The organism is Cellulosimicrobium sp. JZ28, assembly GCF_015327065.1.
In the GTDB taxonomy this organism is placed as follows: Bacteria; Actinomycetota; Actinomycetes; order Actinomycetales; family Cellulomonadaceae; genus Cellulosimicrobium; species Cellulosimicrobium funkei.
On record NZ_CP017660.1, the window covers coordinates 4,241,789 to 4,266,472 of the forward strand.

Here is a 24,684-nt window from a genome sequence, read left to right on the forward strand (position 1 = left end):
GGGAAACCCCGACGGCGCGTGGCGCACCCAGCGAACCACGCGCCGTCGGGCCTGCCCCTCGCGCGGCCCCAGTTCCGGCGAAGGGCGATCGTGCCGGGCCGAGGCCCGGCACGACGATCGTCACACCGACCAGCGGACCCTGCTCGGTGCGGACTCGTTCCAGACGCGGTCGAGCGCGGTCACGGCGTACGTGTACCGGCGCCCGCGCACGGCGGTCGGGTCGAGGAAGTCCTGGACCACCCGGCCCTCGGCCCGCTGCGTCGCGACGAGGTGCGCCGGGTTCTCGGTGTCCACGTGCTGCACCCACCCGTCGGCACGGTAGATCGCGAACGACGTCGCCGCGAACCGGCGGCCGCCGGCGTCGGTCCAGTGCACGCGGACGCCGTCGTCGCGCCAGCCGGCCCACGCGAGCACGGGGGTGCGGACCTTCGTGCCCGGGAGGTGCGGCATGGCCGGGACGAGCGCCGGGTACCGGTAGTGGTCGTCGCGCACGCGCGTCATCGAGCCCTGCGGGTCGGCCGGGACGTGCTTGGCCGAGAAGTAGACGTTGCCGCGCACCGGGTGCTCCTGCTCCTGGCAGAACGTCAGGTGGTTCGACAGCTCGGCCGGGTCCGCGAAGACGCCCGACGTCACCTTGTACAGCGCCTCGCCGATGTACAGGTGCGTGCCGGACTGCGCGGCGACGTCGGCCCACCACGGGACGAGCTTCGCGTAGTCCGCGACGGCGAGCCCGAGCTGCCAGTAGATCTGCGGGTTGATGTAGTCGAGCCAGCCCTCGAGGACCCACTTGCGCGTGTCGGCGAACTGCATGTCGTACGACTGGGAGCCGCCCGTCTGCGAGCCGCGCGGGTCCGTCGAGGCGTTGCGCCAGATGCCGAACGGGCTGATGCCGAACTTGACCCACGGCTTCGCCTGCTTGATGCGCTGCGAGATGGACTGCACGAACGTGTCGACGTTGTGGCGCCGCCAGTCCTCGACCCGGTCGAAGCCGGCGCCGTGGGTCGCGAAGGTCGCGGCGTCCGGGATCGTCTCGCCCGCGACGGCGTACGGGTAGAAGTAGTCGTCGAAGTGCACGCCGTCGATGTCGTAGTTCTCGACGCTGTGCAGGATCGCGTTCTTGATGTGCTCCTGCGCCGCGGGCAGGCCCGGGTCGAAGTAGAGCTTGCCCCCGTAGGCCCACACCCACTCCGGGTGCTGCCGCGCGGGGTGCTCGGGGACGAGCCGCGCCGGGTCGGCCTGCATCGACACGCGGTACGGGTTGTACCAGGCGTGGATCTCCAGGTTGCGCCGGTGGCACTCCTCGACGACGAACGCGAGGGGGTCGTAGCCGGGGTCCTGGCCCTGCACGCCCGTGAGGTACTGCGACCACGGCTCGTAGGGGCTGGGCCAGAACGCGTCGGCCGTCGGGCGGACCTGGACGAACACGGCGTTGAGACGGAAGTCGCGCGCGACGTCGAGCCAGCCGAGGAGCTCGGCCTTCTGCTGCTCCGCCGAGAGCCCGGACGCCGACGGCCAGTCGATGTTCACGACGCTCGAGATCCACATCGCGCGCAGCTCGCGCTTGCGGGGCGCCGGGGCCGTGGTCGGTGCGGCGTGGGTCGTGCCGGGCGCGGTGAGCGCGGCGGCCGGGGTGAGCGAGCCGACCGTCACGGTGAGCGTGCTCGCCGCGACGCCCGCCGTGGCGAGGGTGAGGAACTGTCGTCGTCCGACGCCGGCCGGGGCCGAGGCGGGGGACGTGGGGGAGCCGTCGAGCGTCATTGCTGATCCTCCGGGTCGTCGAGTATGTGGCAGATAGTTTCACAGAACATCTTGTCTGTGAAGGTTTGCGCCACGCGCTCCCGGGCGGCGGCGCCGAGCGTGGGCTCGTCGACGCTCCCGCGCCCGGCGCGGTGCGGGTCGCCAGGTGGACTCTCCTGCCGGTGCCCCGCGGGCCGCGACGCGCCGTGCGGTGCGGGTCCTGCGCATACCTTCGCGGCGAGAGTATGGTCGCCGCCATGGCATCGAAACCGCTCCAGGAACCCGCGTTCCTCGTGCTGTCCGCGCTCGCCGCCGGGCCGCTGCACGGGTACGGCATCGCGCAGGACGTCGAGTCCAGCTCCGACGGGCGCGTGACCCTGCGCGCCGGCACGCTCTACGGCGCGATCGACCGGCTCGTCGCCGCCGGGCTCGTCGAGGTCGACCACGAGGAGGTCGTCGACTCGCGGCTGCGCCGGTACTACCGGCTCACCGCCGAGGGCGGCTCGCGCCTCGCCGCCGAGGCCGAGCGCGCCGAGGCGCAGGCGCGCCGCGCGCTCGAACGTCTCGGTGCCCGACGCCGCACGGCCGCCCCGGCGGGCGACCGCACCGCGGCCCGGCCCGCGCGGGGCATCGGCGGGGGAGTCGTCGACGGCGGGGCGGTGCCGGCATGAGCGGCCACGACGGCCACCACGACACGGACGCCGCCGGCTCGGTGCTCGTGGCGCCGGTCCTCGTGCGGGACTACCGGCGGCTGCTGCGTCTCTTTCCGTACACCTACCGGCGGGCGCACGAGGCCGAGATGCTCGGGCACCTGGTCGACGGCGCACGGCCCGGGCAGTCCCGGCCGACGCGGGCCGAGCGGTGGGACCTGCTGCGCGCCGCCGCGCGCGAGTGGCTGCTCGCGCCGCTGGGCCCGACGGAGCGCCAGCGCGCCTCGGCTGCGGTGGTCGTGCTGGTCGTGCTGACCGCCGTCCTCGCGGTCCCCGCGGCGTACGACCTCGTGCGCGCCGTCCACGCGGTGACCGACGACTCGGCGCGCGAGGTGCTCGGGTCGCTCTCCTCCCCGGTGCTGCTGGCGACCGTGGCGGCACTGGTCGCGGTGCCCCTCGCGCCGGCCTGGCTGGCGTGGCTCTCCGCGCTCGTCGCCGTCGCCGTGGGAGCACGGCGGACGGCGCTCGTGCTCGCCGCGCTCGCCGCGACGGCGGGAGTCGTGGCCGTCGGGGCTCTCGTCTCGGCGGAACGGGCGTTCGTCGCGTTCCAGGCGGTCGGCTGGGTCGTCGTCCTCGTGGCCTTCCTCCTGACCCTCGTCGCGCGGGCACGGCAGGAGGCGCCCGTCTTCGGCGCGCGAGCGGGAGCGGTGGCGTTCTGGATGACGGCGGCCGCACTCGCGCTCTCGGCACGGGGCGATGCGTCGGCGGTCTCGCAGGAGCACGTCTGGGTGGCGCCGAACTCCTTCTTCTCGGCCAACGCCGTCGTGGTGCTCTGGTTGAGCACCGTGGCGCTGCTCGTGCTCGTCCGCCCGGTCCGGCAGGCCGCTCCCGTCCTCGGCGGCGCGCTCCTGGCCATGACCCTGAGCCGGTCGGACGTCTTCTGGTCCGGCGCGCTCGACACGACGGCCGTGAACCTCGGCAACGTCCTGGGGGTGGTCGGGATCTCGGCGGCGCTGACCCTCGCGACCCGCTGGGTCGTCAACCGTCTCGACGAGCTCGCCGCCGCCCGCGCCGCGCACCGCGCGTTCCTGGCGGCGGCGGCCGACGGCACGGCGGCTGCCGCGTGACCGGGGTGGCGGCATCGCCCGCGGACCCGCTCCTGCCGGTGGCGCCGGTCCTCGTGCGGGACTACCGGCGGCTGCTGCGTCTCTTTCCGTACACCTACCGGCGGGCGCACGAGGCCGAGATGCTCGGGCACCTGGTCGACGGCGCGCGGCCCGGGCAGTCGCGGCCGACGCAGGCCGAGCGGTGGGACCTGCTGCGCGCCGCCGCGCGCGAGTGGCTGCTCGCGCCGCTGGGCTCGTCCCCGCGGCAGCGGCGCGCGGCGACGGGGCTCCTGCTCGTGGTCCTGCCCGCCGTGCTCGTGGTCATGGCCGCGCGCGTCCTCGCGTTCGCCGCGGCGATCGTCGGGGCCATGCTCGGTCCGAGCGGGCACGCACCGCTCCTGACGACCGTCCCGACCGCGTCGATGTGGACCCTCTGGCTCGCGGCGGTGGTCCTCACGCTCGCCGGGGCGCAGCGCGTCGGCCTCGCTGCCGCGGTGCTCGCCGCCGTCGCCGGGGTGGGTGGGCTCGCGGTCTCGCTTGGCGCGGGGAGCAGCTATGTGGCGTACCTCGACGCGCCGTGGGTCGCGGCGGTGTTCGTCTACGCGGGCGTGCTCGCCGCGCGTCGGGCATGCCGGGTCGGGCCTGAGCCGTGGACGCTCCGAGCGGCGACCCTCGGGGCGATGGCTCTGGCCCTCGGCGGGTTCGCCGCGGCGACCGCTGCCGACGCGGCGAGCTTCGGGGCGCCGTGGTGGTCGGGGGTCGCGCTGAGCCCGTGGACGCCTCCCGCGCTGGCTGCGCCGGTCGTCCTGCTCCTCGGCGTCGCGCTGCTGTGGCGCCGGACGCGGCCGGCCGTCCCGGTGCTCGGCGGTCTCGCTCTCGCAGGCGTGCTGAGCCGCTCGACCTTCTTCTGGTCGGGGACCGTGAACGTCCAGACCGCGGACCTCGGCAACGTGCTCTGGCTGCTCGCGCTCGCGGCCGCCGCGACACTCGTCCTGACCTGGGTCGTCAACCGCCTCGACGAGCTCGCCGAGGTGCGCGCGGCGCACCGCGCCCAGCTCGCCGCCGCGGGAGGGGTGCCGGGCCGGGGCGGCTCCCGCCCGGGCGAGCCGACCGCCGTCTGACCCGGGCGCCGTCGACCACGACGGTGCGTGCGGACGAGAACGGGGTCGGCGACCGAGATCCCCAGGATTCGGTCGCCGACCCCGTGCTCGGCACCGGCCGGTCAGTCCAGGTAGGTCTCGACGAGGCGGGAGGCTAGGCCCGTGTACGTCGCGGGAGTGAGGTCCGCGAGGCGCTGCGCGACGTCGTCGGGCAGGCCGAGGCCCGCGACGAACTCGCGGAGCCGCGCGGCGTCGACGCGCTGGCCGCGCGTGAGGTCCTTGAGGCGCTCGTACGGGTTCTCCATGCCGGGGACGCCCGCGACCGACGCCGCGCGCATGGCCGACTGGATGGGCTCGCCGAGCACCTCCCAGTTCTCGTCGAGGTCCGCCGCCATGAGGTCGGCGTTCGCGGCGAGGGCCTTCAGGCCGCGGCGCACGTTGTCGATCGCGAGGAGCGAGTGACCGAACGCGGGGCCGACGTTGCGCTGCGTCGTCGAGTCCGTGAGGTCGCGCTGGAGGCGCGACGTCACGAGCGTCGCGCCGAGCGTGTCGAGCAGCGCGGACGAGATCTCGAGGTTCGCCTCGGCGTTCTCGAACCGGATCGGGTTGACCTTGTGCGGCATGGTCGACGACCCGGTCGCGCCCGGCACGGGGATCTGCGTGAAGAACCCGAGCGAGATGTACGTCCACACGTCGGTCGCGAGGTTGTGGAGGATCCGGTTGAACCGCGCGACGTCCGCGTACAGCTCGGCCTGCCAGTCGTGCGACTCGATCTGCGTCGTCAGCGGGTTCCACGTGAGACCGAGGCCCTCGACGAAGTGCTTCGAGACCGACGGCCAGTCCACGCCCGGGACGGCGACGGTGTGCGCGCCGTACGTGCCCGTCGCGCCGTTGAGCTTGCCCAGGTACTCGGCCGCGCCGACGCGGCGGAGCTGGCGGCGCAGCCGGTGCGCGAGGACGGCGAGCTCCTTGCCGAGCGTCGTCGGCGTCGCGGGCTGGCCGTGCGTGCGCGAGAGCATCGGCACGTCGGCGTGCTCGCGCGCCATGTCCGCGAGCTGGTCGGCGAGCGTCGTCGCGGCGGGCAGCCACACGTGCTCGACGGCGCCGCGCACCATGAGCGCGTAGGACAGGTTGTTGACGTCCTCGCTCGTGCACGCGAAGTGCACGAGCTCCCCGACGCCCGGCAGCACCGTGTCGGGGCCCAGCGCGTCGGGAGCCGCGGCGAGGCGGCGCTTGACGAAGTACTCGACCGCCTTGACGTCGTGCACCGTCTCGCGCTCGATCGCGGCGAGCTCGGCGATCTCGTCGCCACCGAACGTCGCGGGGATGCGGCGCAGGTAGGCGACCTCGGCGTCGGAGAGCTGGGGCGCGCCGGGCACGACCGGGCGGACCGCGTTCTCGTCGACCGCCTGGACGCCGTTGCACAGCGTGATGAGCCACTCGACCTCGACGTGGATGCGCTCGCGGTTGAGCGCGGCCTCGCTGAGGTGGTCGACGAGCGGGGCGACCGCGGCGCGGTAGCGGCCGTCGAGCGGGCCGAGCGCGATCGGCGGGGTCACCTCGGCGAGGCTCACGCGGGCAGGGGCGGCTGCGGCAGGGTTCTCGGGCACGCCCCTGATTCTCCCACGCGTGCCCGACGGCGGTCGGTGCCGCCCGCAGTCCGGGCAACGGAGCCGTCGCGCGGCCCGTGGCCGTCCCCAGCGTCCGGGCGCGAGGGTTCGGTCCACAGCCTGGCGACCTGCCGCGCCGTCGGCCGACGGGGCTCCGTACGGTCGCCGCCATGCCGACCCCGCCACCACCGCCGTGCCTCGCCGCACCCTTCGGGATCACCCGTGCCCGCGACCAGGTCCGCACTGCGACCGACGACGCCGCGCGCGCCGGCGCCGCCCTGGAGACCCCCGATCTCCCGTGGGCCGGGCAGGCGCGGCACGCGTACGACGACGCGACGGCGGAGGGTCGGGCCGCCCTGCTCCGCCTCGACGAGACGCTCGGGACGTGCCTCGTGCGGCTGGACGCGCTCACCGTGCTCGCGGAGGCCGACGTCACGAGCCTGCGGGCGGGGCTCGCTACGGGACTCGCCTCGGGAGGAGGCTCGTGAGCGGGTCGCCGCCCGGCCCGTCCGTCGTGATCCGTGGCGGGACGGAGCCGACGGTCGTCGAGACGGCGGGGGTCGTCGCGCAGGCCGCGGTGCTCGCGGCCCGGGCGGACCTCCTGGCGGGAGCGGCAGGGGCGCTTCGGGACGCGCGGCACGCGGTGGAGGTCACGACCGCCACGCCGACGGCGTTCGCCGGGCGGCTCGTCCCGGCCGAGCCGCTCGGAGCGGCCGCGGGCGCGAACCTGACGACGACGCCGTTCTGGTCGGCGGAGGTCCGGGCCGCGCGCGCGGCCCTCCTCGACGACCTCGACGCGGCGGCCCTGCTCACCGGGCAGGAGGAGCTGCGGCTGCGCGGGCTCGCCGGGCGGCTGCACCAGGCGGTCCGGGTGTACGACGACGCGGAAGCCGCGGCCGCCGCCGGGTGGTCCGACACCGCGCTGGTCGTCGCGGGACGGCACTACGGGCTGGCGGGGGCGGGCGCCGCCGGGCTCGGGATGATCGTCGCGCAAGGCCTCGCCGGGCTCGCGCAGTCCCTGCTGCACGGAGGACCCGCTCTCGGTCGGCTCGTCACGACGGGCGAGGCGCTGCACCCCGCGACCGTCCGCGCGCTGGGTCGCACGATCGGCATGCTCGACCCGGACCGCCCCTGGTACGCCGTGCCGACGGTCGGGAACGCGGCGGCGGTGCTGCGGGCGTCCGTCCAGCCGCTGCGCGACCGGTTCCTGCCCGACCCGGAGGTGCGGCGGGTCGACGCGGCGCCCTACGACCTGCCGACCCCCACGGACACGCGGTCAGCCCTCGGCGCCGTGGCGGCGCTCGGGAGCACGGACTCGGTGCTGAGCGTCCAGCGCATCGTCAAGGACGGCGGGACACCCACGTGGGTCGTCGCGATCCCGGGCACCCAGCCCGGCAACCTCCGGACGGTGTGGAACATGACGTCCAACTACGACCTCATGTCCGACGACGAGTCCCAGCGCGCGCGGGCGGACAGCGTACGGGCGGTGCTCGACGCGATGGACCAGTCGGGCATCGAGCCCGAGGACGACGTCGTGCTCGTCGGGCACAGCCAGGGCGGCATGGTCGCGGCCACGATCGCGGCGGCGACGGTCGGGACCTACCAGGTGCGCCACGTCGTGACCGCCGGGTCACCGGTCGGGGGGCACGGCCTCCCGCCCGGCGTGCGCGCCACGCACCTCGAGACCAGCGGGGAGGGGGTCTCCGGCCTCGACGGGAAGCCGAACCCGGCGACGCCCGAGCGCGTGACGGTGACCGGTACCGTCTCCGCGCCCGGCGGCGGGCCGCCGCTCGACGTGCCGCACTCCGTCGGCTACCACCAGGACGTGCTCGACGCCGCGGTCGAGGTGGGCGACCGCGGCCTCGAGGAGCACCTCGCCGACGTGGAGCACTGGCTCGACGGCGAGGCGGAGGACCCGCTCGTCTACGAGGCGCGTCTCGTCCCGGACCCCGAGACGATGTTCTGCGTCGGTGAGCTCGCGGTGCCGAGGCCGCCGTGGCCCCCGTGGCCGGCTCCGGACGGCGTCGTGACGGCGCCGGGCCCGTCCCTCGGCACGCTCGGCGGCACGGGCACGCCCGGGGGCGCCGGGACGGGTGGTGGCGAGGAGGATGCGCGGTGACGGCCCGGTGCCGTCTCCCGGCGGGCCGGTCGGGAGGGCGGGCGGCGGCGCGCGCGGTGGAGCGCTCGGGTCAGCGGTCCTGGGCCTTCGGCACGACGGCCGAGACGAGGAAGTTGATCACGGCGATGATGAGGGCCGCGAGCAGCGCCCACCAGAACCCGCCGATGATGCGGATGCCCCAGTCCGTCTGCTCGGTGATCCACGCGGTGAGCATGAGCATGAGCGCGTTGACGACGAGCGAGAACAGCCCCAGCGTGAGGATGTAGAGCGGGATCGAGAGGACCTGCACGATCGGCTTGATCACCGCGTTCACGAGCGAGTAGAGCAGCGCCACGACGAGGACGATCACGACCTTGCCGCCGGCCGTGTCGGAGCCGACGATCTGGAAGTGCTCGTCCATGAACAGGCTCGTGAGCCAGATCGCGAGACCGGTGATGAGGACGCGGACGACGAAGCTCATACCCGGCATCCTGCCATCCGGGCGGTCGTGCGGCACGGGCGCCGCGCGTGGCGCGCCGTCGTCCGCCACGGACCGCGGTGCACGGGTGGCATGATCGAGGACCGTGGCCCACGAACCCCGCGTCCCGCTGCGTCCTGCCGTCGCCGCCCTGCCGGCCTACGTCCCGGGGGCGCGCGTCGCCCCGGGTGCGGCGGCGTTCAAGCTCTCCTCGAACGAGAACCCGTACCCGCCCCTGCCCTCGGTCGTGGCGGCGATCGCCGACGCCGCGGCGGACGCGAACCGCTACCCGGACATGTACGCGACCGAGCTCACCGAGGCGCTCGCGGCGGACCTCGGGGTGGGGGCCGACGAGGTCGTCGTGGGCAACGGCTCGGTCGCGGTGCTCGCGCACGTCCTCCAGGCGGTCGTCGAGCCGGGCGACGAGGTCGTCTACCCGTGGCGCTCGTTCGAGGCGTACCCCATCGCGGTCGCGGTCGCGGGCGGCACGTCGGTGCGGGTCCCGCTCCTGACGGGGGAGCACCGTGGGCGCCTCGACCTGCCCGCGATGGCTGCGGCGGTCACCGAGCGCACGCGCGTCGTCATGGTGTGCACGCCCAACAACCCGACCGGTCCGGCGGTGCACCGCGACGAGCTCGAGACGTTCCTCGCTGCGGTGCCGTCGGACGTGCTCGTGGTGCTCGACGAGGCGTACCTCGAGTTCGTGCGCGACCCGGAGGCCCCCGACGGTCTCGCGGTGTACGCGCAGCACCCGAACGTCGTGCTGCTGCGCACGTTCTCCAAGGCGTACGGGCTCGCGGGCCTGCGCGTCGGGTACGCCGTCGCGCGTCCACGCCTGGCGGCGGGCATCCGTGCCGTCTCCACGCCGTTCGGGGTCTCGCACGTGGCGCAGCGGGCCGCGATCGCGTCGCTCGGGGCGCGGGACGAGCTCCTGCAGCGGGTCGAGCACCTCGTGGCGGACCGCACCCGCCTCGTCGAGGGTCTGCGCGACCAGGGCTGGTCCCTGCCGGAGTCGCAGGCGAACTTCGTGTGGTTCGACCTGGGGGAGCGCACGGCCCAGCGCGCCGAGGAGGCGCGTGCTGCCGGCGCGATCGTGCGCCCGTTCGCGGGCGAGGGCCTGCGCGTGAGCGTGGGCGAGCCCGAGGCGACCGACCTCTTCCTGCGCGTCAGCGCGACCTGGCTGTAGCCCTACCTCGACAGCCCCTCTGCGTTCCGGCAACGGAACTTCCCCAGTTCGACCGAACCCCTGGTGCTCGCGTCTCCGGATTGCTACTTTTACGTAGCAATCACTTCCGAAGGGGGAGATATGAGGTTTGGTCGAGTACTGACGACGGCGATGGTCGCCGGGGTCCTGGCCTTCACACCGGCGGCGGCGTTCGCCGGCTCGCAGCTCGTGGGCGGCGGGATCTGGAACTACGGGACCAGTGCGGGGGCGATCTACTCGCACTACCTGCACAACACCCAGTGCCACGGCGCGTCCGTGCACAACGGGAAGCTCTACCGGGTGACCAACATCAAGCCCGGGGTCTGGGCGAAGGTGCACGCCAAGGACTGGCCCATGCGCGTGGACCACGCCTACTGGCGCACGTGCGCGTAGCACGGACGCAGGGCAGGGGCGGCGCCGTGCCGCCCCTGCCCGGTCCGGCGCGGAGCCTCCATGCCGAACAGAAGCCTCAGCCTGGCCTACGCGCTCGCGGTGGTCGTCAGTCTCTTCCTCGCCTTCTTCACGGTGCAGGCGTACAGCGAGTTCGCGGTCCGCGGGTTCGACGCCCAGCTCCGCGTCGACTCCCTCGGCACGACCGCGTCGAGCGCCGAGGCGTACGGCACGATCGCGACCTTCGCGACCTCCCGCGACTGCACCGTCGCCAAGGTGACCTTCGACCTCACCGACGTCTCGACGCGGCACCTCTCGGTCCTCGGTGACGGCTCGGCCGACCCGGGCGGGCGGTGGCTCGACCACGGCGTCGCCGACTTCAGCCGCGGCGTCACCACGCAGGTGCACCCCGGTGCCGAGCTCGGGGCCACGAGCCCGGTGGGCTCCTACGGGCTCTCGTGCGGCACGGCGGAGGCTGAGGCGCTGGCCGCCGCGCTGCGGGAGGCCGGGGTGACGACGTCGGCCGACTCCTACCCGACGATCCTCTCGTGGCACCGCTACCTCGCGGGCACGCCGATCCCGGCGGGCTACGCCATCGCGGCGGTCGCCGTCGTGCTCCTCGCGGGGTGCGGCGCCCTCCTCAACGCCCGGGCGTACGCGGTCCAGCGCCTCCAGGGCGCGCCGTTCTCCAGCATCCTGCGGCGCGACCTCGCCCCGATCGGCCGACGCCTCGCCCTCCACCTGGGTGTGGCCGCCGTCGTGTGCGCGATCGTGCTCGGCGCCTACAACGGGTTCGCGCAGGCGACGACGTTCCTCGGCCTGGCCGGCGCCGTCCTCGCCGGGCTGCTGCTCGTCACCGTGACGGCCCACGCCGTCTCGACGGCCGCCGCGCAGCGCATCCCGCTCGCGGCCGCGATCAAGGGCGAGTCCGTGGGGGCCTGGGTCGTCCCCGCCGCGTTCGGCGTGCGGTTCTGCGCTCTCGTCATCCTCGTCGCGTCGATCTTCTCCGCCGTGCACGCGGGCCAGCTCATCGCGGGCCAGCAGGCCGCCCGCTCCGCCTGGCAGAGCGCGGGCGGCGCGACCTCCGTGGGCGTGGGCGGCGACGACCAGGCCCGGGCGGGCGAGTTCGCGCAGCGCCTCGGCGAGGTCGTCGTGCGGGCCCTCGACGACCGTGAGGCGGTGCTCGCCGCGCGGCAGCCCGTCTCGGCGTTCGGCACGGTGACGGTCGCGCCCGAGGACCAGCCGGTCCTCCTCGTCAGCCCCTCGTACCTGGAGGAGCAGGACGTCCGCGACGCGGCCGGGTCGCGGCTCGCCCCGGCGCCGGGGTCGTGCCTCACGATCCACCTGCCCGCCACGCTGCGGGCGGACCAGCAGGGCGACGTCGTGGCCGCCGTCGGCTCGTGGGCGGACTACTTCGGTGCGACGTGCGCCGTCGAGCGCGGTGCGCCGCTCGCCGAGGGCAGCACGCTGTTCGACTACGGCAACGCCGCGGACCCGAGCGCGTCGCCGCTCGTGGACGAGCCGGTCGTGCTCGTCGTGGACCCGGCCTCGGAGGTCGTGAGCGCCGACGGGTACGGCGCGTACACCTCGACGGGGGACGTCGTCTTCCTCGACCCGGCGTACGTGCTGGAGGAGAGCCGCGCGGCGGGCATCCGCGACTACGTCCTCTCGGTCACGCCGATCGCCGACGCCGCGGCCGAGGAGTACCAGAAGCTCGTCCGGAGCTTCCGGCTCGGGCTCGCGAACATCGCGGCGGCGGCCGGCGTCGTGCTCCTCACCGCGGTCGTCGTGTCGAGCGCGTACACGCGGCGGTACGCGCAGAGCGTGTTCGTCCGCTACATCGCGGGGTGGTCGTTCGCCGCGCGGTACCGCGCGGCGTTCCTCGCCGAGGCCGCCTCGGCGGCGCTGCTCGTCGCGTACGTGGCGGCGAACCCGCCGCGCACGCCGCCGGCCCTCGGCGCCGTCGTCGCGGCCGCCGCGCCGCGGCTGCTCGGGGGAGCGGAGCCGCTCGTCGCGGTGGCGGTGTGCCTCGTGTCGTCCGCCCTGCTGGTGACCGCGCTCGCGGTGGCTCAGCGCAGGCTCCTGCGGACGCGATCCAGTGACAGCTGAACGAAGGGGGATGGCGATGATCGAGGTCGTGGGTGCGGCCAAGTTCTACGGGGCGCGGACGGTCTGGACGGGCCTCACGCTGAGCGTGGAGGCAGGCACGATGGCGGGCCTCGTGGGGTCGAGCGGCTCGGGGAAGACGACGCTGCTCAACTGCGTGGGCCTGCTCGACCGGCTGGACGCGGGGACGCTGTTCGTGGACGGCCGCGACGTCACCGCGCTGAGCCCGCACGGGCGACGCCTGTTCCGACGGGACGAGCTCGGGTACCTGTTCCAGAACTACGCGCTCATCGACAACGCGACGGTCGCGGCGAACCTCGACGTCGCGTTCGTGAGCCGGGGCGTCCGGCGGGCGGACCGCGCGCGCCGGCGCGAGGAGGTGCTCGAGCGCGTGGGGCTCGGCGGCTACGAGCGCGCGGCCGTCTACGAGCTGTCGGGCGGCGAGCAGCAGCGCGTCGCCGTGGCGCGGCTGCTCCTGAAGCGGCCGCGCGTCGTGCTCGCCGACGAGCCCACGGGGGCGCTCGACGAGGGGAACGCCGACGCGATCGTCGGGCTCCTGCGCGAGCTCGCGGACGAGGGGCGTGCCGTGGTCGTCGCGACGCACAACCCGCGCGTCGAGCAGGCCTGCGACACCGTCCTCGAGCTCGGCGTCTCGACCCAGCACGTGGCCCGCGCGCTCGTCGGCGCGGACGACGACGGCACGCCGTAGCGGGCGGGCGACGGCGGCGCGGTTGCCGGGTCCTGGTCACGCGAGAAGACTCGCGGCATGGACAACCAGGAGTACGACCAGTTCGTCGACGACTACGGCTGGCTCTTCGGGGGCGCGGCCCTGGTCGTCTACATCGCGGTGGCGGTGATCTTCTTCATCGCCTACGTCCGGATCATCCAGAAGGCCGGCTACTCCGGCTGGTGGGTGCTCGTGGGCCTCGTGCCGATCCTCAACGTCGTCATGTTCCTCGTGTTCGCGTTCTCGCGCTGGCCGGTCCTGCGCGAGCGCGACGCGCTGCGCTCGGGCGGCGTCTACCCGCGGTAGGGGCAGCCCTCCTGGTACCGGGGGTGCGCCGGTGGGGATTGGAGGTTCTCTACAGCCGGTCGTGACGGACGTTGGGCGACACGTCGGAGGCGCTACCTACGGGGTCGTAGCCTACGCTTGCGTAGGCTACGGAGACGTAGGTTCCGACGGCGCCCTCTATCGGGCGCCTCCTGCCCCCGAGCGGGCCGGCTGCACGGCCGGGCCGCACCGAAGGAGAGTCGCGTGACCGAGAACGACGCGAGAACCGGCGTGCGGGACGCTGCGAGCACGCACCCCGACCTCCCCGACGTCGCGGGCGGTCCCGACGACGCACCCCTGCTCCAGCTCGTGACACCTGCGGGCGCCCGCGTCACGACCCCGGAGACCGACGGCTACCGCGAGCGCGTCGCCCACCTCGACGCCGCGGCGCTGCGCGGGCTCTACCGCGACATGGTGCTCACGCGCCGTTTCGACGACGAGGCGACGTCGCTCCAGCGCCAGGGCGAGCTCGGCCTGTTCGCGCAGGCGAAGGGCCAGGAGGCCGCGCAGATCGGCTCCGGCCGCGCGCTCGCCCCCCAGGACTACGTCTTCCCGTCGTACCGCGAGCACGGCGTCTCGCACGTGCGCGGCATCGACCCGACGGCACGCCTGCGCCTCTTCCGCGGCGTGGACCACGGCGGGTGGGACCCGACGGCGCACAACGTCCACCTGTACACGCTCGTCATCGGGTCGCACGCGCTGCACGCGACGGGGTACGCCATGGGCGTCCAGCGTGACGGCCTCGTCGGGTCGGGCGACCCGGAGCGCGACGCGGCCGTCGTCACGTACTTCGGCGACGGCGCGACGTCGCAGGGCGACGTCAACGAGGCGCTCGTCTTCGCGGCCGTGAACAACGCGCCGGTCGTCTTCTTCTGCCAGAACAACCAGTGGGCGATCTCGGAGCCGACGACCCGGCAGACCCGCGTGCCGCTCTACCGCCGCGGCGGCGGGTTCGGCATCCCCAGCGTGCGGGTCGACGGCAACGACGTGCTCGCGTGCTACGCCGTGACCGCGGAGGCGCTCGAGCGCGCCCGCTCCGGCGGCGGCCCGACGTTCGTCGAGGCGTTCACCTACCGCATGGGCGCGCACACGACGTCCGACGACCCGACGAAGTACCGGTCGCGCGCCCAGGAGGACTACTGGCGCCGTCGGGACCCGATCGACCGGCTCGAGAACCTGCTCCGCGCCGAGGACGCGTGGGACGACGCGTTCGCCGCCGACCTGGCCGCCGAGGCCGACGCGCTGGGCGAGCGGCTGCGCGAGGAGGTCCGCGCGCTCGCCGCACCGGACCCGGCGAGCATGTTCGACCACGTCTACGCGACCCCGAACGCCGTGGTCGAGCGCGAGAAGGCGTGGTTCGCCGACTACCAGCAGTCCTTCGAGGAGCCGACCGCGGAGGTGGCGCGATGAGCGACAGCAAGACCCTGACCCTGGCCCGCGCGATCAACGAAGGGCTGCGCCGGTCGCTGGAGAACGACCCCAAGGTCCTGCTCATGGGTGAGGACATCGGCGCGCTCGGCGGCGTCTTCCGGGTGACGGACGGCCTGCAGAAGGACTTCGGCGAGGACCGCGTCGTCGACACGCCGCTCGCGGAGTCCGGCATCCTCGGCACCGCGATCGGTCTCGCGCTGCGCGGCTACCGGCCGGTGTGCGAGATCCAGTTCGACGGGTTCATCTTCCCCGCGTACGACCAGATCACGACGCAGCTCGCGAAGATGGGCTACCGCTCGGGCGGGAAGCTCCAGGTGCCCGTCGTGATCCGCGTGCCGTACGGCGGCGGGATCGGTGCGGTCGAGCACCACAGCGAGAGCCCCGAGGCGCTGTTCGCGCACACGGCAGGCCTGCGCGTCGTGTCGCCGTCCACGCCGCAGGACGCGTACACGATGATCCAGGAGGCCGTCGCCTCGCCGGACCCGGTGCTCTTCTTCGAGCCCAAGGGCCGCTACTGGGAGAAGGGGCCGGTCGACGTCGCGGGCCGCGGCGAGGGCGCGACCGTGCTCGACCGGGCACGCGTCGTCCGCCCCGGCGCGGACCTCACGCTCGTCGCCTACGGGCCGACCGTCGCGACCGCGCTCCGCGTCGCCGCGGCGGCCGAGCAGGAGGGCCGCAGCATCGAGGTCGTGGACCTGCGCAGCATCTCGCCGCTCGACACCGCGACCGTCGTCGAGTCCGTCCGTCGGACAGGACGCTGCGTCGTCGTGCACGAGGCCCCCACCTACCTCGGCTCGGGCGCCGAGGTCGCGGCCCGCGTGACCGAGGAGTGCTTCTACTCGCTCGAGGCGCCCGTGCTGCGCGTCGGCGGCTTCCACACGCCGTACCCCGTCGCGAAGATCGAGCACGACTACCTGCCGAGCCTCGACCGCGTGCTCGACGCCGTCGACCGCGCGTTCGCGTTCTGACGCGCGTCCGCCGCGACCTCGACAGCGCCGACCGGGACCACCAGGAGGACCACGCAGTGCCCACCTTCGAGAAGTTCAACCTCCCCGACGCGGGCGAGGGCCTCACCGAGGCCGAGATCGTGCACTGGCACGTCGCCGTCGGCGACGCCGTCACGGTCAACCAGACGATCGTCGAGATCGAGACGGCGAAGTCGCTCGTCGAGCTGCCCTCGCCGTACACGGGCGTCGTCACGGAGATCCTCACGCCCGAGGGCACGACGGTCGAGGTCGGCGTGCCGATCATCGTCGTGGACACCGACCCGGGCGGCACCGCCCCGGCGCCGACCGCACCGGCCGGCGTCGTGCCCGACGGCGCGGACGCGCCCGCAGCGGCTGCGTCGCCGCAGGCGGGCACCGGCGACGCGACCCCCGCCGCGAGCGAGGGGTCCGGCTCGGTGCTCGTCGGGTACGGCACCGTCGAGCCGGGCACGGCCCGACGTCGGCGCCGCGCGGCCGAGCCCGCCGCCGCGCCCACCGCTGCCGCGCCCGCTGAGCCCACCGGAGCCGGGGCCGCACGGCCCGGCACGACCGACCGCCCCGGCCCGGCGACCCTGGACCGGACGGCCCTGGCGGCGAGCACCGCGCCGTCGGCCCCGGCCCCGGCACCCGCCCCCGCCCCGCGGGCGAGCGCGCCGGCCGCCGTCGGGCACGCGACCCTGCCGGTGCTGGCCAAGCCGCCGGTGCGCAAGCTCGCGAAGGACCTGGGCGTCGACCTGGCGAGCGTCGCGGGCACCGGCCCGGGCGGGATCGTCACGCGCGAGGACGTGCAGGCCTACCACGAGCAGGCGAAGGCGCAGCCGCTCGCGACGTACGCCGACGACGACCAGCCGTGGCTCGCGACGGGCGCCGTCACGGCCGACGGCCGCCAGACGCGCGTGCCCGTGAAGTCGGTGCGCAAGCGCACGGCCGAGGCGATGGTCACGAGCGCGTTCACCGCTCCCCACGTCACGGTGTTCCACACGGTCGACGTCACCCGCACCATGAAGCTCGTCCGCACGCTGCGGGAGGACCGCGAGTTCGCGGACGTGCGCGTCACGCCCCTGCTCGTCACCGCCAAGGCGCTGCTCCTCGCGGTGCGCCGCCACCCGGAGATCAACGCGAGCTGGGACGACGTCGCGCAGGAGATCGTCTACAAGCACTACGTGAACCTGGGGATCGCGGCGGCGACGCCGCGCGGGCTCGTCGTGCCGAACATCAAGGACGCGCACCGTCTCGACCTGCACGGCCTCGCCGGCGGGATCGCGGACCTCACCGCGACCGCGCGGGCCGGGCGCACGTCGCCCACCGACATGTCCGACGGCACGATCACGATCACCAACGTCGGGGTGTTCGGCATCGACACGGGCACGCCCATCCTCAACCCCGGCGAGGCCGCGATCCTCGCGTTCGGCGCGATCCGCGAGCAGCCCTGGGTCCACAAGGGGAAGATCCGCAAGCGCTGGGTCACGCAGCTCGCGCTGAGCTTCGACCACCGCCTCGTCGACGGCGAGCTCGGCGCGCGCGTGCTGGCCGACGTCGCGCGGATCCTCGAGGACCCGGCGCGCGGTCTCGTCTGGGGCTGAGCCCACCCGTCGGCACGCGGGACGCGCGTCGGCACTCGTTGCGCCGCTCGGCACCTCGAGGTGCCGGGCGGGCGCGCTCCGTGCCGAACCGTGCCCGGGCCACTGCTTGCGAGCGCACCCAGAACCGCGAGCATGAGGCTCAGCGCCGGCGACACGGCCGGCGCGGCGTCGCCACGGGAGGGTCGTGTGCTCGGGAGTGCTGGTCGGCGGTCACGGACGGGTCCGGGCGTCGGGCTCGCGGCCCTCGCGCTCGTGACCGCCACGCTCGCAGGGTGCGCGGGACCCGGCGCGGCGGAGGCGCAGGACGTCGTCGAGGACCTCGCGGGCGCGCTCGCCACGGGGGACGGTGACGCGGCGTGCGCCCTGATCCTGCCCGACGCCGCCGACGCGCTCGCCGCCGACGAGGGCGAGCCGTGCGCGGACGTCGTCACCGCGCCGGACGGCCCGCTCGCCGGGCTGGCCGCGGCCGGACCCGCCGTCGTCGTCGAGGACGTCCACGTCGCGGGACGTCAGGCGCAGGTCGTGACGGCGACCGACACCGTCTTCCTCGCGCTCTCCGGTGACGCGTGGGTGGTCACCGCGGCGGGCTGCACGCCCCGCGACGACCGCCCCTACGACTGCGAGGTGGAGGCATGAGGGTCCCACGGCTGATGTTCTGGGCCACGCTCGTGCTCGTCGTCGCGGGCCTCGCGGTCACGGTCGTGCTGGCGGCGGTGCACCGATGAGCGCCGGCAGCGGGAAGGGCGGCGTCCTCGGTGGCCTGCGCGCGAGCTCGCTGAGCCTCTTCTTCGCGCTCGCGTTCCTCGCGTCGCTCGTCGCGCAGGCCGTGAGCGGCGTCGCCGTCTTCAACACCGACCAGCGGGCGGCGGGCCTCGACCCGGTGACGTTCGGCCAGTACGTGCTGTCGTCGGCGTTCTGGGTCGACGTCACGGAGAACTGGCAGTCCGAGTACCTGCAGTTCCTCCTCTTCATCACCGCGACGGTGTGGTTCGTGCAGCGGGGCTCGCCCGAGTCGAAGAAGCTCGACCAGGCGGGCCGCGAGTCCGACGAGGACCAGAAGGTCGGCGAGCACGCGACCGCCGACTCCCCGGCGTGGGCCCGCGCCCGGGGCTGGCGGCTCGCCGTCTACTCGCGCTCCCTGTCGCTCGTCATGGGCGCGATCTTCCTCGGGTCGTGGGCCGCGCAGTCGGCGGCGGGTGCGGTCGCGTTCAGCGAGGAGCAGCTGCGCGACCTCCAGGACCCCGTGCCGTGGACGGAGTACCTGTCCATGCCGGACTTCTGGAGCCGCACGTTCCAGAACTGGCAGTCCGAGATGCTGGCCGTCCTCAGCATGGTCGTGCTCGCGATCTACCTGCGCGAGCGCGGGTCGCCCGAGTCCAAGCCGGTGGGCTCGTCCCACGAGGCGACCGGCGTCGAGGGCTGACGGCGACCGCACGGACGGCCGCTCACAGCGGCCGCCGAGCGGGTGTGCGGAAGACCTCACACGGGCTTAACGGGGGTCGCGCGCGGGGGAAACACGGCGTTCCTAGCGTCCTGGTCACTGACCGGGACCTGCTGAAGGAGCCGCCATGTCCGCGCCCACGAGCCCCACCACCCACGAGGGTGAGCAGTCCGCAGCCCGCCCGTCCGGCGTCGCGCCCGCGACGCCGCCCGCCCCGGGACTCGCCCCGGCACCACCGAGGACGCCGCACCGCCGCTCCGGGCGGTGGATCGACCGCTGGGACCCGGAGGACCCCACGTTCTGGCGCGACGGCGGCCGCCGGGTCGCGACCCGCAACCTGGGGATCTCGGTGTTCGCGGAGTTCCTCGGCTTCGCGGTCTGGGCGCTGTGGTCGATCGTCGTGCCGCAACTCCCCGCCGCCGGGTTCACCTTCACCGTGGACCAGCAGTTCTGGCTCATCGCCGTCCCGAGCCTCGTCGGCGCGACGCTGCGCATCCCGTACACGTTCGCCGTGCCCCTCTTCGGCGGGCGCAACTGGACGGTCGTGTCCGCCCTCCTCCTGCTGCTCCCGACGGCGGCGCTCGCGGTCGTCGTGCAGGACCCCGGCACGTCGTTCGGCGTGATGCTGGCCGTCGCGGCGCTCGCCGGCTTCGGCGGCGGCAACTTCGCGTCCTCGATGGCGAACATCTCGTTCTTCTACCCGGAGCGGGAGAAGGGCAAGGCGCTGGGCCTCAACGCCGCGGGCGGCAACCTGGGGACGGCGGTCGTGCAGCTCGCGGTGCCGCTCGTCATCGTCGCCGGGGCGGGTGTCGCGCTCGAGCGCGCGGGCCTCATGATGATCCCGTTCATCCTGCTCGCGGCGTTCCTCGCGTGGCGGTTCATGGACAACCTCGCCACGGCGAAGGCGGACCCGCGGTCGTTCGCCGTCGCGACGCGGAACCGGCACACGTGGATCATCTCGTTCCTCTACATCGGGACGTTCGGGTCGTTCATCGGCTACGCCGGTGCGTTCCCGACGCTCCTCGCGGGCCAGTTCCCGGAGGTCACGCTCTCGATCGCGTTCCTCGGCGCGCTGGTCGGCTCGGTGTCCCGGCCGCTGGGCGGCATCGTCGCGGACCGCCTGGGCGGCACGCGCGTGACGATCGCGTCGTACGGGGTCATGGCGCTCGGCGCGGTCGGCGCGATCCGGGCGCTGGAGACGCACAGCTTCGGCCTCTTCTTCGCGTCGTTCCTCGTCCTGTTCGTGGCGACGGGCGTCGGCAACGGCTCGACCTACCGGATGATCCCGGCCGTCTTCCAGGCGAGCGCGGCGCAGGCCCTCGACGGCCCGACGGCGAGCGACCCCGCAGCCCTCGCCGCGGCCCGGGTCCGCGCCCGCCAGGCCGCGGCCGGGTGCATCGGGATCGCGGGCGCCGTCGGCGCGTTCGGCGGGTTCCTCATCCCGCGCGGGTTCGCCGCGTCGACGAGCCTCTCGGGCTCGCTCGTCCCCGCCCTGTGGACGTTCGTGGGGATGTACGCGGTGATGGCGGTCGTCGCGTGGGCGGTCTACCTGCGCAAGGGCTCGGCCCTCGCGGCGGCCGGGATCTGAGCGTGGACACGCACTGCCCCTACTGCGCGCTCCAGTGCGGCATGACGCTCACCCCCGCGCGCGGCCCGCTGCCGGTCGCGGTCGCCCCGCGCGACTTCCCGACCAACCGGGGTGGGCTGTGCCAGAAGGGCTGGACGAGCGCCACGGTCCTGCGCGCACCCGACCGGTTGACGAGCCCGCTCCTGCGCGGGCCCGACGGCGAGCTCCGCCCCGCCCCGTGGGACGAGGCCCTCGACGTGGTCGCAGCCGGGATCGAGCGGGTCCAGGCCGCGCACGGCCGCGACGCCGTCGCGGTGTTCGGGGGCGGCGGCCTGACGAACGAGAAGGCGTACGCGCTCGGGAAGTTCGCGCGCACGGTGCTGCGGACCGCGAACATCGACTACAACGGGCGGTTCTGCATGGCGTCCGCCGCGGCGGGGGCGAACCGCGCGTTCGGCGCCGACCGCGGGCTCCCGTTCCCGCTCGCCGACCTCGGCGGCGCGGACGCCGTGCTGCTGCTCGGGTCGAACGTCGCCGAGACGATGCCGCCGTCCGTCCAGCACCTCGCCGGCGTGCGCGCACGGGGCGGGCTCGTCGTCGTGGACCCGCGCCGCAGCGCGACGGCGGCGCTCACGGGGGAGGCGGGGGACGCCGTCGGGCAGGGGGTGCACCTGCAGCCGGTCCCGGGCACCGACCTCGTGGTGCTGCTCGCGCTGCTGCACGTCGTGGTCGCGGAGGGGCTCGCGGACACGGCCTACCTCGACGCGCGCACGACCGGGTTCGACGACGTCCGCCGGTCCGTCGCCGGGTGGTGGCCCGAGCGCGCGGAGACGGTGTGCGGGGTGCCGGCGGGACGGCTGCGGCACGTCGCCCGGCTGCTCGCGGCGGCGTCGCCCGTCCACGGGGGCGCGGGCGCGTACGTGCTCACGGGCCGCGGCGTCGAGCAGTCCGCGCAGGGTACGGCGACCGTGACCGCGGCGATCGACCTCGCGCTCGCCCTCGGCCTGCCCGGCCGTGTGGGGTCCGGGTACGGCGCGATCACCGGCCAGGGCAACGGGCAGGGCGGACGCGAGCACGGGCAGAAGGCGGACCAGCTCCCCGGGTACCGCAGGATCGACGACCCGGCGGCCCGCACGCACGTCGCCGCGGTGTGGGGCGTCGACCCGGAGTCGCTCCCCGGTCCTGGGATGCCCGCCGTCGAGCTCCTGCGGTCGCTCGGCGCGCGGCCCGGACCGGGCGGTGCGACCACGACCTACGCCGAGGACGGGCGCCCGCGCGCCTTGCTCGTGCACGGGTCGAACGTCGTGGTCAGCGCCCCGGACGCGGACCGGGTCGCGGCGAACCTGCGCGCGCTCGACCTGCTCGTCGTGTGCGACCTCGTGCCGTCGGAGACGGCGCTGCTCGCGGACGTCGTGCTGCCCGTGACGCAGTGGGCCGAGGAGGAGGGCACCATGACGTCGCTCGAGGGACGCGTGATCCGACGGCGCCGCGCGGTCGACGCGCCGGGCGAGGCACGGTCGGAGCTGTGGATCCTGGCGGAGCTCGCGCGTCGGCTGGGATCGCCGGTCTCCTTCCCGACCGACCCGGCCGTCGTCTTCGACGAGCTCGCGCGCGCGTCCGCGGGCGGCGTCGCGGACTACGCCGGGCTCAGCCACGCGCGCCTCGACGCGGACGAGGCGGACGGCGGCCCGGGCCTGCACTGGCCGGTGCCGTCCCCCGACCACCCGGGCACCCCGCGGATGTTCCTCGACCGGTTCCCGACGCCGGACGGACGTGCCCGCCTGGTCGCGGTCGACCACACGGGCCCGAGCGACGACGTGCGGCCCGACGCGCCGCTCTACCTCGTCACGGGCCGCGTGCTCCAGCACTACCAGTCGGGCGCGCAGACCCGGCGCGTGCCGGAGCTCGACCGCCTCGTCCCGGAGCCGTTCGTCGAGGTCCACCCGGTTCTGGGCACGCGCCTCGGCATCGACGACGGAGACCGGGCGCGCCTCACGACCGCGCGCGGCGCGATCGAGGCGGTCGTGCGGTGGACGGACCGCGTCCGGCCGGACACGGTCTTCATGCCCTTCCACTGGGGCGGCGTGGGCAGCGTCAACCGCGTGACGACCGACGCGACCGACCCCGTCTCCGGGATGCCGGAGTTCAAGGTCTGCGCCGTGGACGTGCGACGCGCCCCCGCGCTCCAGGAGGTCGTGGGATGACGCGCGTCGTCGTGGTCGGTCACGGCATGGTCGGGTCGCGGTTCGCGGGCGACCTCGCGGCGCGGTGCGGCGCCTCCGGGGGTTCGGCGGGCGTCGAGGTCACCGTGCTCGGCGCGGAGGAGCACGAGCCGTACAACCGCGTGCTGCTCAGCGAGGTCGTCGCGGGCCGGGCCGACGTCGCGACGATCGCCCTGCCTGTCGCGGACGACGCGCGCGTCACGGTCCGGCGGGGCACCGAGGCCCTCGCGGTCGACCGGGCGTCGCGCCGCGTCCTCACGGGCGAGGGTGCCTACCCGTACGACGTCGTCGTGCTCGCGACGGGCGCCGCGGCGCGCGTCCCCGAGGTGCCCGGCCTCACCGGCCTGCCCGGCGGCCTGCCGCGTGGCGCGCACGTCCTGCGGACGCTCGACGACGCACGCGCGATCGTCGCGAGGTCGCTCGACGCGCGGCACGCCGTCGTCGTGGGAGCGGGCGTCCTCGGCCTCGAGGTCGCGTGCGGGCTCGCGCGTCGCGGCGTCGCCGTGAGCCTCGTGCACGGCGGCGCGAGCGTGATGGACCGCCAGCTCGACCGTGCGGCGGGCGGCGTCGTCGCGCGCGGTCTCGCCGGCCTCGGGGTGCGCGCCTGGACCTCAGCCCGGACCGAGCGCGTGGTCGTGGCCGGCGGCAGCGTGCGGGGCGTGACGCTCCGCGTGCCCGACGGCGGCCCGCACGACCCCGCGGCGGATCGGCCGGGCGCGGCCGGGGGAGTGCCGGACGGCATGCGTCGCGTCGACCTCGACGCCGACCTCGTCGTGCTCGCGTGCGGCACCGTGCCCGAGGCCGGGCTCGCACGGGCGGCGGGGCTCACGGTCGACCGTGGGGTCGTCGTCGGGCCCGACCTCGCCAGCCCGGACGACCCGCGCGTGTTCGCGATCGGCGACTGCGCCCAGCCGCCCGAGGGCGGCACCGGGCTGATCGCCCAGGGGTGGGACCAGGCGCGCCGGCTCGCGCAGCACCTCGCGGAGCGGCTCGCCGCCGGGGCCGACGGCGCGGGGAGGCCGGGCGCCGCGCAGGGGGCCGCGCCCGACCGGCGGCGTGCGCGCCGAGGACCGGCCGCCGACCGGCCGAGCGTGGCGCTGCGGCTCGCCACGGACGTCGTCGCGCGCCCGCTCGCGCCGACGTCCGACCCCCGGGTCGGCACGCGCGCGACCGCCGGGACCGACGTCGTGCGGGTCAAGGCGGCGGGGCTCGAGATCGTGACGATGGGAGTGTGCGGCGAGCGTCGCGCGCCCGACGCGGCGCACCGGTCCGTGACGCTGAGCGACCCGGCGGCGGGGCGGCACGTCGAGGTCGTCGTCGCGGACGGGCTGCTCGTCGGCGCGACGTGCGTCGGCGCGCCCGAGGTGGGCGCCGACCTCACCGCCGCGTACACGCGCCGCGTCCCCGTGCCCGCCGACCCGGCCCACGTGCTGCTGCGCCCGGTCGCGCAGGCGCCCGCGCCGGCGTCGTCCCCGACGCTCATGCCCGACCGCACGACCGTGTGCACGTGCAACGGCGTGACCAAGGGCGACGTCGTGGGCTGCTGGCACGACGGCGCCCGGAGCGTCGACGACGTCGCACGGGCGACGCGCGCGACGACGGGCTGCGGCGGGTGCAAGGACGTCGTGTGCGGCCTGGTCGACTGGCTCGCGCAGACCGACCCGGAGCAGCCGCAGGCCGACGGCGCACGGGCGAGCGTCGGCCTCCGCGCGTGAGGTCGGCAAGCCCTGCCGAGATCGGCAGTCACGATCGCCGATCTCGACACGACCTGCCGGTCTCGCACCGCTCCGCCGACCTCACACGGCGACGTCCGGCCGGGTGAGAACACCGTTACGGACGGGCAACGGGCGGGGCACGGTCGCGAAACCGCCCGTCCGTAGCGTCGTCAGCACCATCCCCGGGGGCCTCTCCTCGCTCTCGTCGG

The 24,684-nt window shown here is 75.0% G+C and carries 21 protein-coding genes; 18 read left to right on the forward strand and 3 right to left on the reverse strand.

Annotated features, from left to right (window positions below):
* Nucleotides 1-120 precede the first annotated feature (120 nt).
* Complete coding sequence (locus BJP59_RS18990; protein ID WP_194521753.1) at nucleotides 121-1,758, reverse strand: glycoside hydrolase family 10 protein; 1,638 nt, start codon at nucleotides 1,756-1,758, stop codon at nucleotides 121-123.
* Nucleotides 1,759-1,994: 236 nt separating this feature from the next.
* Here BJP59_RS18990 and BJP59_RS18995 point away from each other — a divergent pair, with 236 nt between their 5' ends.
* From BJP59_RS18995 to BJP59_RS19005, 3 genes are read left to right on the forward strand one after another with little or no spacing between them, the layout of a single operon-like run.
* Nucleotides 1,995-2,408, forward strand: a complete 414-nt coding sequence (locus tag BJP59_RS18995) for a PadR family transcriptional regulator (protein WP_194521754.1) — start codon at nucleotides 1,995-1,997, stop codon at nucleotides 2,406-2,408.
* The gene (locus tag BJP59_RS19000) at nucleotides 2,405-3,514 is read left to right on the forward strand and encodes a hypothetical protein (RefSeq protein WP_194521755.1); all 1,110 of its coding nucleotides are present in this window, start codon (nucleotides 2,405-2,407) and stop codon (nucleotides 3,512-3,514) included. The genes BJP59_RS18995 and BJP59_RS19000 overlap by 4 nt, the downstream gene beginning before the upstream one ends.
* Nucleotides 3,515-3,519: 5 nt before the next feature.
* Nucleotides 3,520-4,614, forward strand: a complete 1,095-nt coding sequence (locus BJP59_RS19005; protein ID WP_194521756.1) for a hypothetical protein — start codon at nucleotides 3,520-3,522, stop codon at nucleotides 4,612-4,614.
* A gap of 101 nt (nucleotides 4,615-4,715) precedes the next feature.
* On the opposite strand, the gene purB is transcribed toward BJP59_RS19005, so the two are convergent.
* Entirely contained in the window at nucleotides 4,716-6,203 is a 1,488-nt protein-coding gene (purB, locus tag BJP59_RS19010; RefSeq protein WP_194521757.1) for an adenylosuccinate lyase, read from the reverse strand.
* Nucleotides 6,204-6,373: 170 nt separating this feature from the next.
* Here purB and BJP59_RS19015 point away from each other — a divergent pair, with 170 nt between their 5' ends.
* Together BJP59_RS19015 and BJP59_RS19020 are read left to right on the forward strand one after the other, a co-directional pair.
* Nucleotides 6,374-6,691 carry a hypothetical protein gene (locus BJP59_RS19015; RefSeq protein WP_194521758.1) on the forward strand — a complete coding sequence of 106 codons (318 nt, stop codon included), beginning with the start codon at nucleotides 6,374-6,376 and terminating at the stop codon, nucleotides 6,689-6,691.
* On the forward strand, nucleotides 6,688-8,322 hold the full coding sequence (locus BJP59_RS19020) for a PGAP1-like alpha/beta domain-containing protein (protein ID WP_194521759.1): 1,635 nt from the start codon (nucleotides 6,688-6,690) through the stop codon (nucleotides 8,320-8,322). The genes BJP59_RS19015 and BJP59_RS19020 overlap by 4 nt, the downstream gene beginning before the upstream one ends.
* Nucleotides 8,323-8,392: 70 nt before the next feature.
* On the opposite strand, the gene BJP59_RS19025 is transcribed toward BJP59_RS19020, so the two are convergent.
* Nucleotides 8,393-8,782 carry a phage holin family protein gene (locus BJP59_RS19025; RefSeq protein ID WP_021483630.1) on the reverse strand — a complete coding sequence of 130 codons (390 nt, stop codon included), beginning with the start codon at nucleotides 8,780-8,782 and terminating at the stop codon, nucleotides 8,393-8,395.
* Nucleotides 8,783-8,885: 103 nt separating this feature from the next.
* On the opposite strand from BJP59_RS19025, the gene hisC reads away from it, so the two are divergent.
* From hisC to BJP59_RS19090, 13 genes are all read left to right on the forward strand, one after another.
* Nucleotides 8,886-9,965: a histidinol-phosphate transaminase gene (gene hisC, locus BJP59_RS19030; protein ID WP_194521760.1), complete on the forward strand. Its 1,080-nt coding sequence runs from the start codon at nucleotides 8,886-8,888 to the stop codon at nucleotides 9,963-9,965.
* Nucleotides 9,966-10,085: 120 nt separating this feature from the next.
* Nucleotides 10,086-10,376, forward strand: coding sequence for a lactococcin 972 family bacteriocin (locus BJP59_RS19035; protein WP_194521761.1), 291 nt, complete (start codon nucleotides 10,086-10,088; stop codon nucleotides 10,374-10,376).
* A 60-nt stretch (nucleotides 10,377-10,436) separates the two neighbouring features.
* Nucleotides 10,437-12,482 (forward strand): hypothetical protein, encoded by a 2,046-nt coding sequence (locus tag BJP59_RS19040; RefSeq protein ID WP_194521762.1) that lies wholly within the window; start codon nucleotides 10,437-10,439, stop codon nucleotides 12,480-12,482.
* A gap of 10 nt (nucleotides 12,483-12,492) precedes the next feature.
* The gene (locus BJP59_RS19045; protein WP_228485188.1) at nucleotides 12,493-13,188 is read left to right on the forward strand and encodes an ABC transporter ATP-binding protein; all 696 of its coding nucleotides are present in this window, start codon (nucleotides 12,493-12,495) and stop codon (nucleotides 13,186-13,188) included.
* Between the two features lie 57 nt (nucleotides 13,189-13,245).
* The gene (locus BJP59_RS19050) at nucleotides 13,246-13,512 is read left to right on the forward strand and encodes a DUF805 domain-containing protein (RefSeq protein WP_021482356.1); all 267 of its coding nucleotides are present in this window, start codon (nucleotides 13,246-13,248) and stop codon (nucleotides 13,510-13,512) included.
* A gap of 249 nt (nucleotides 13,513-13,761) precedes the next feature.
* Nucleotides 13,762-14,940, forward strand: a complete 1,179-nt coding sequence (gene pdhA / locus BJP59_RS19055; protein ID WP_205688631.1) for a pyruvate dehydrogenase (acetyl-transferring) E1 component subunit alpha — start codon at nucleotides 13,762-13,764, stop codon at nucleotides 14,938-14,940.
* Nucleotides 14,937-15,929: an alpha-ketoacid dehydrogenase subunit beta gene (locus BJP59_RS19060; protein WP_194521763.1), complete on the forward strand. Its 993-nt coding sequence runs from the start codon at nucleotides 14,937-14,939 to the stop codon at nucleotides 15,927-15,929. The genes pdhA and BJP59_RS19060 overlap by 4 nt, the downstream gene beginning before the upstream one ends.
* Before the next feature lie 56 nt (nucleotides 15,930-15,985).
* Entirely contained in the window at nucleotides 15,986-17,530 is a 1,545-nt protein-coding gene (locus BJP59_RS19065) for a dihydrolipoamide acetyltransferase family protein (protein ID WP_194521764.1), read from the forward strand.
* A 252-nt stretch (nucleotides 17,531-17,782) separates the two neighbouring features.
* Nucleotides 17,783-18,166 carry a hypothetical protein gene (locus BJP59_RS19070; RefSeq protein ID WP_194521765.1) on the forward strand — a complete coding sequence of 128 codons (384 nt, stop codon included), beginning with the start codon at nucleotides 17,783-17,785 and terminating at the stop codon, nucleotides 18,164-18,166.
* An 85-nt stretch (nucleotides 18,167-18,251) separates the two neighbouring features.
* The gene (locus tag BJP59_RS19075; protein ID WP_076403851.1) at nucleotides 18,252-18,953 is read left to right on the forward strand and encodes a DUF6766 family protein; all 702 of its coding nucleotides are present in this window, start codon (nucleotides 18,252-18,254) and stop codon (nucleotides 18,951-18,953) included.
* A gap of 145 nt (nucleotides 18,954-19,098) precedes the next feature.
* Nucleotides 19,099-20,559, forward strand: a complete 1,461-nt coding sequence (locus BJP59_RS19080) for an MFS transporter (protein ID WP_194521766.1) — start codon at nucleotides 19,099-19,101, stop codon at nucleotides 20,557-20,559.
* A 2-nt stretch (nucleotides 20,560-20,561) separates the two neighbouring features.
* Complete coding sequence (locus BJP59_RS19085) at nucleotides 20,562-22,742, forward strand: molybdopterin oxidoreductase family protein (RefSeq protein WP_228485189.1); 2,181 nt, start codon at nucleotides 20,562-20,564, stop codon at nucleotides 22,740-22,742.
* Nucleotides 22,739-24,475, forward strand: coding sequence for an FAD-dependent oxidoreductase (locus BJP59_RS19090; RefSeq protein ID WP_194521767.1), 1,737 nt, complete (start codon nucleotides 22,739-22,741; stop codon nucleotides 24,473-24,475). The genes BJP59_RS19085 and BJP59_RS19090 overlap by 4 nt, the downstream gene beginning before the upstream one ends.
* The last annotated feature ends 209 nt before the right edge of the window (nucleotides 24,476-24,684 follow it).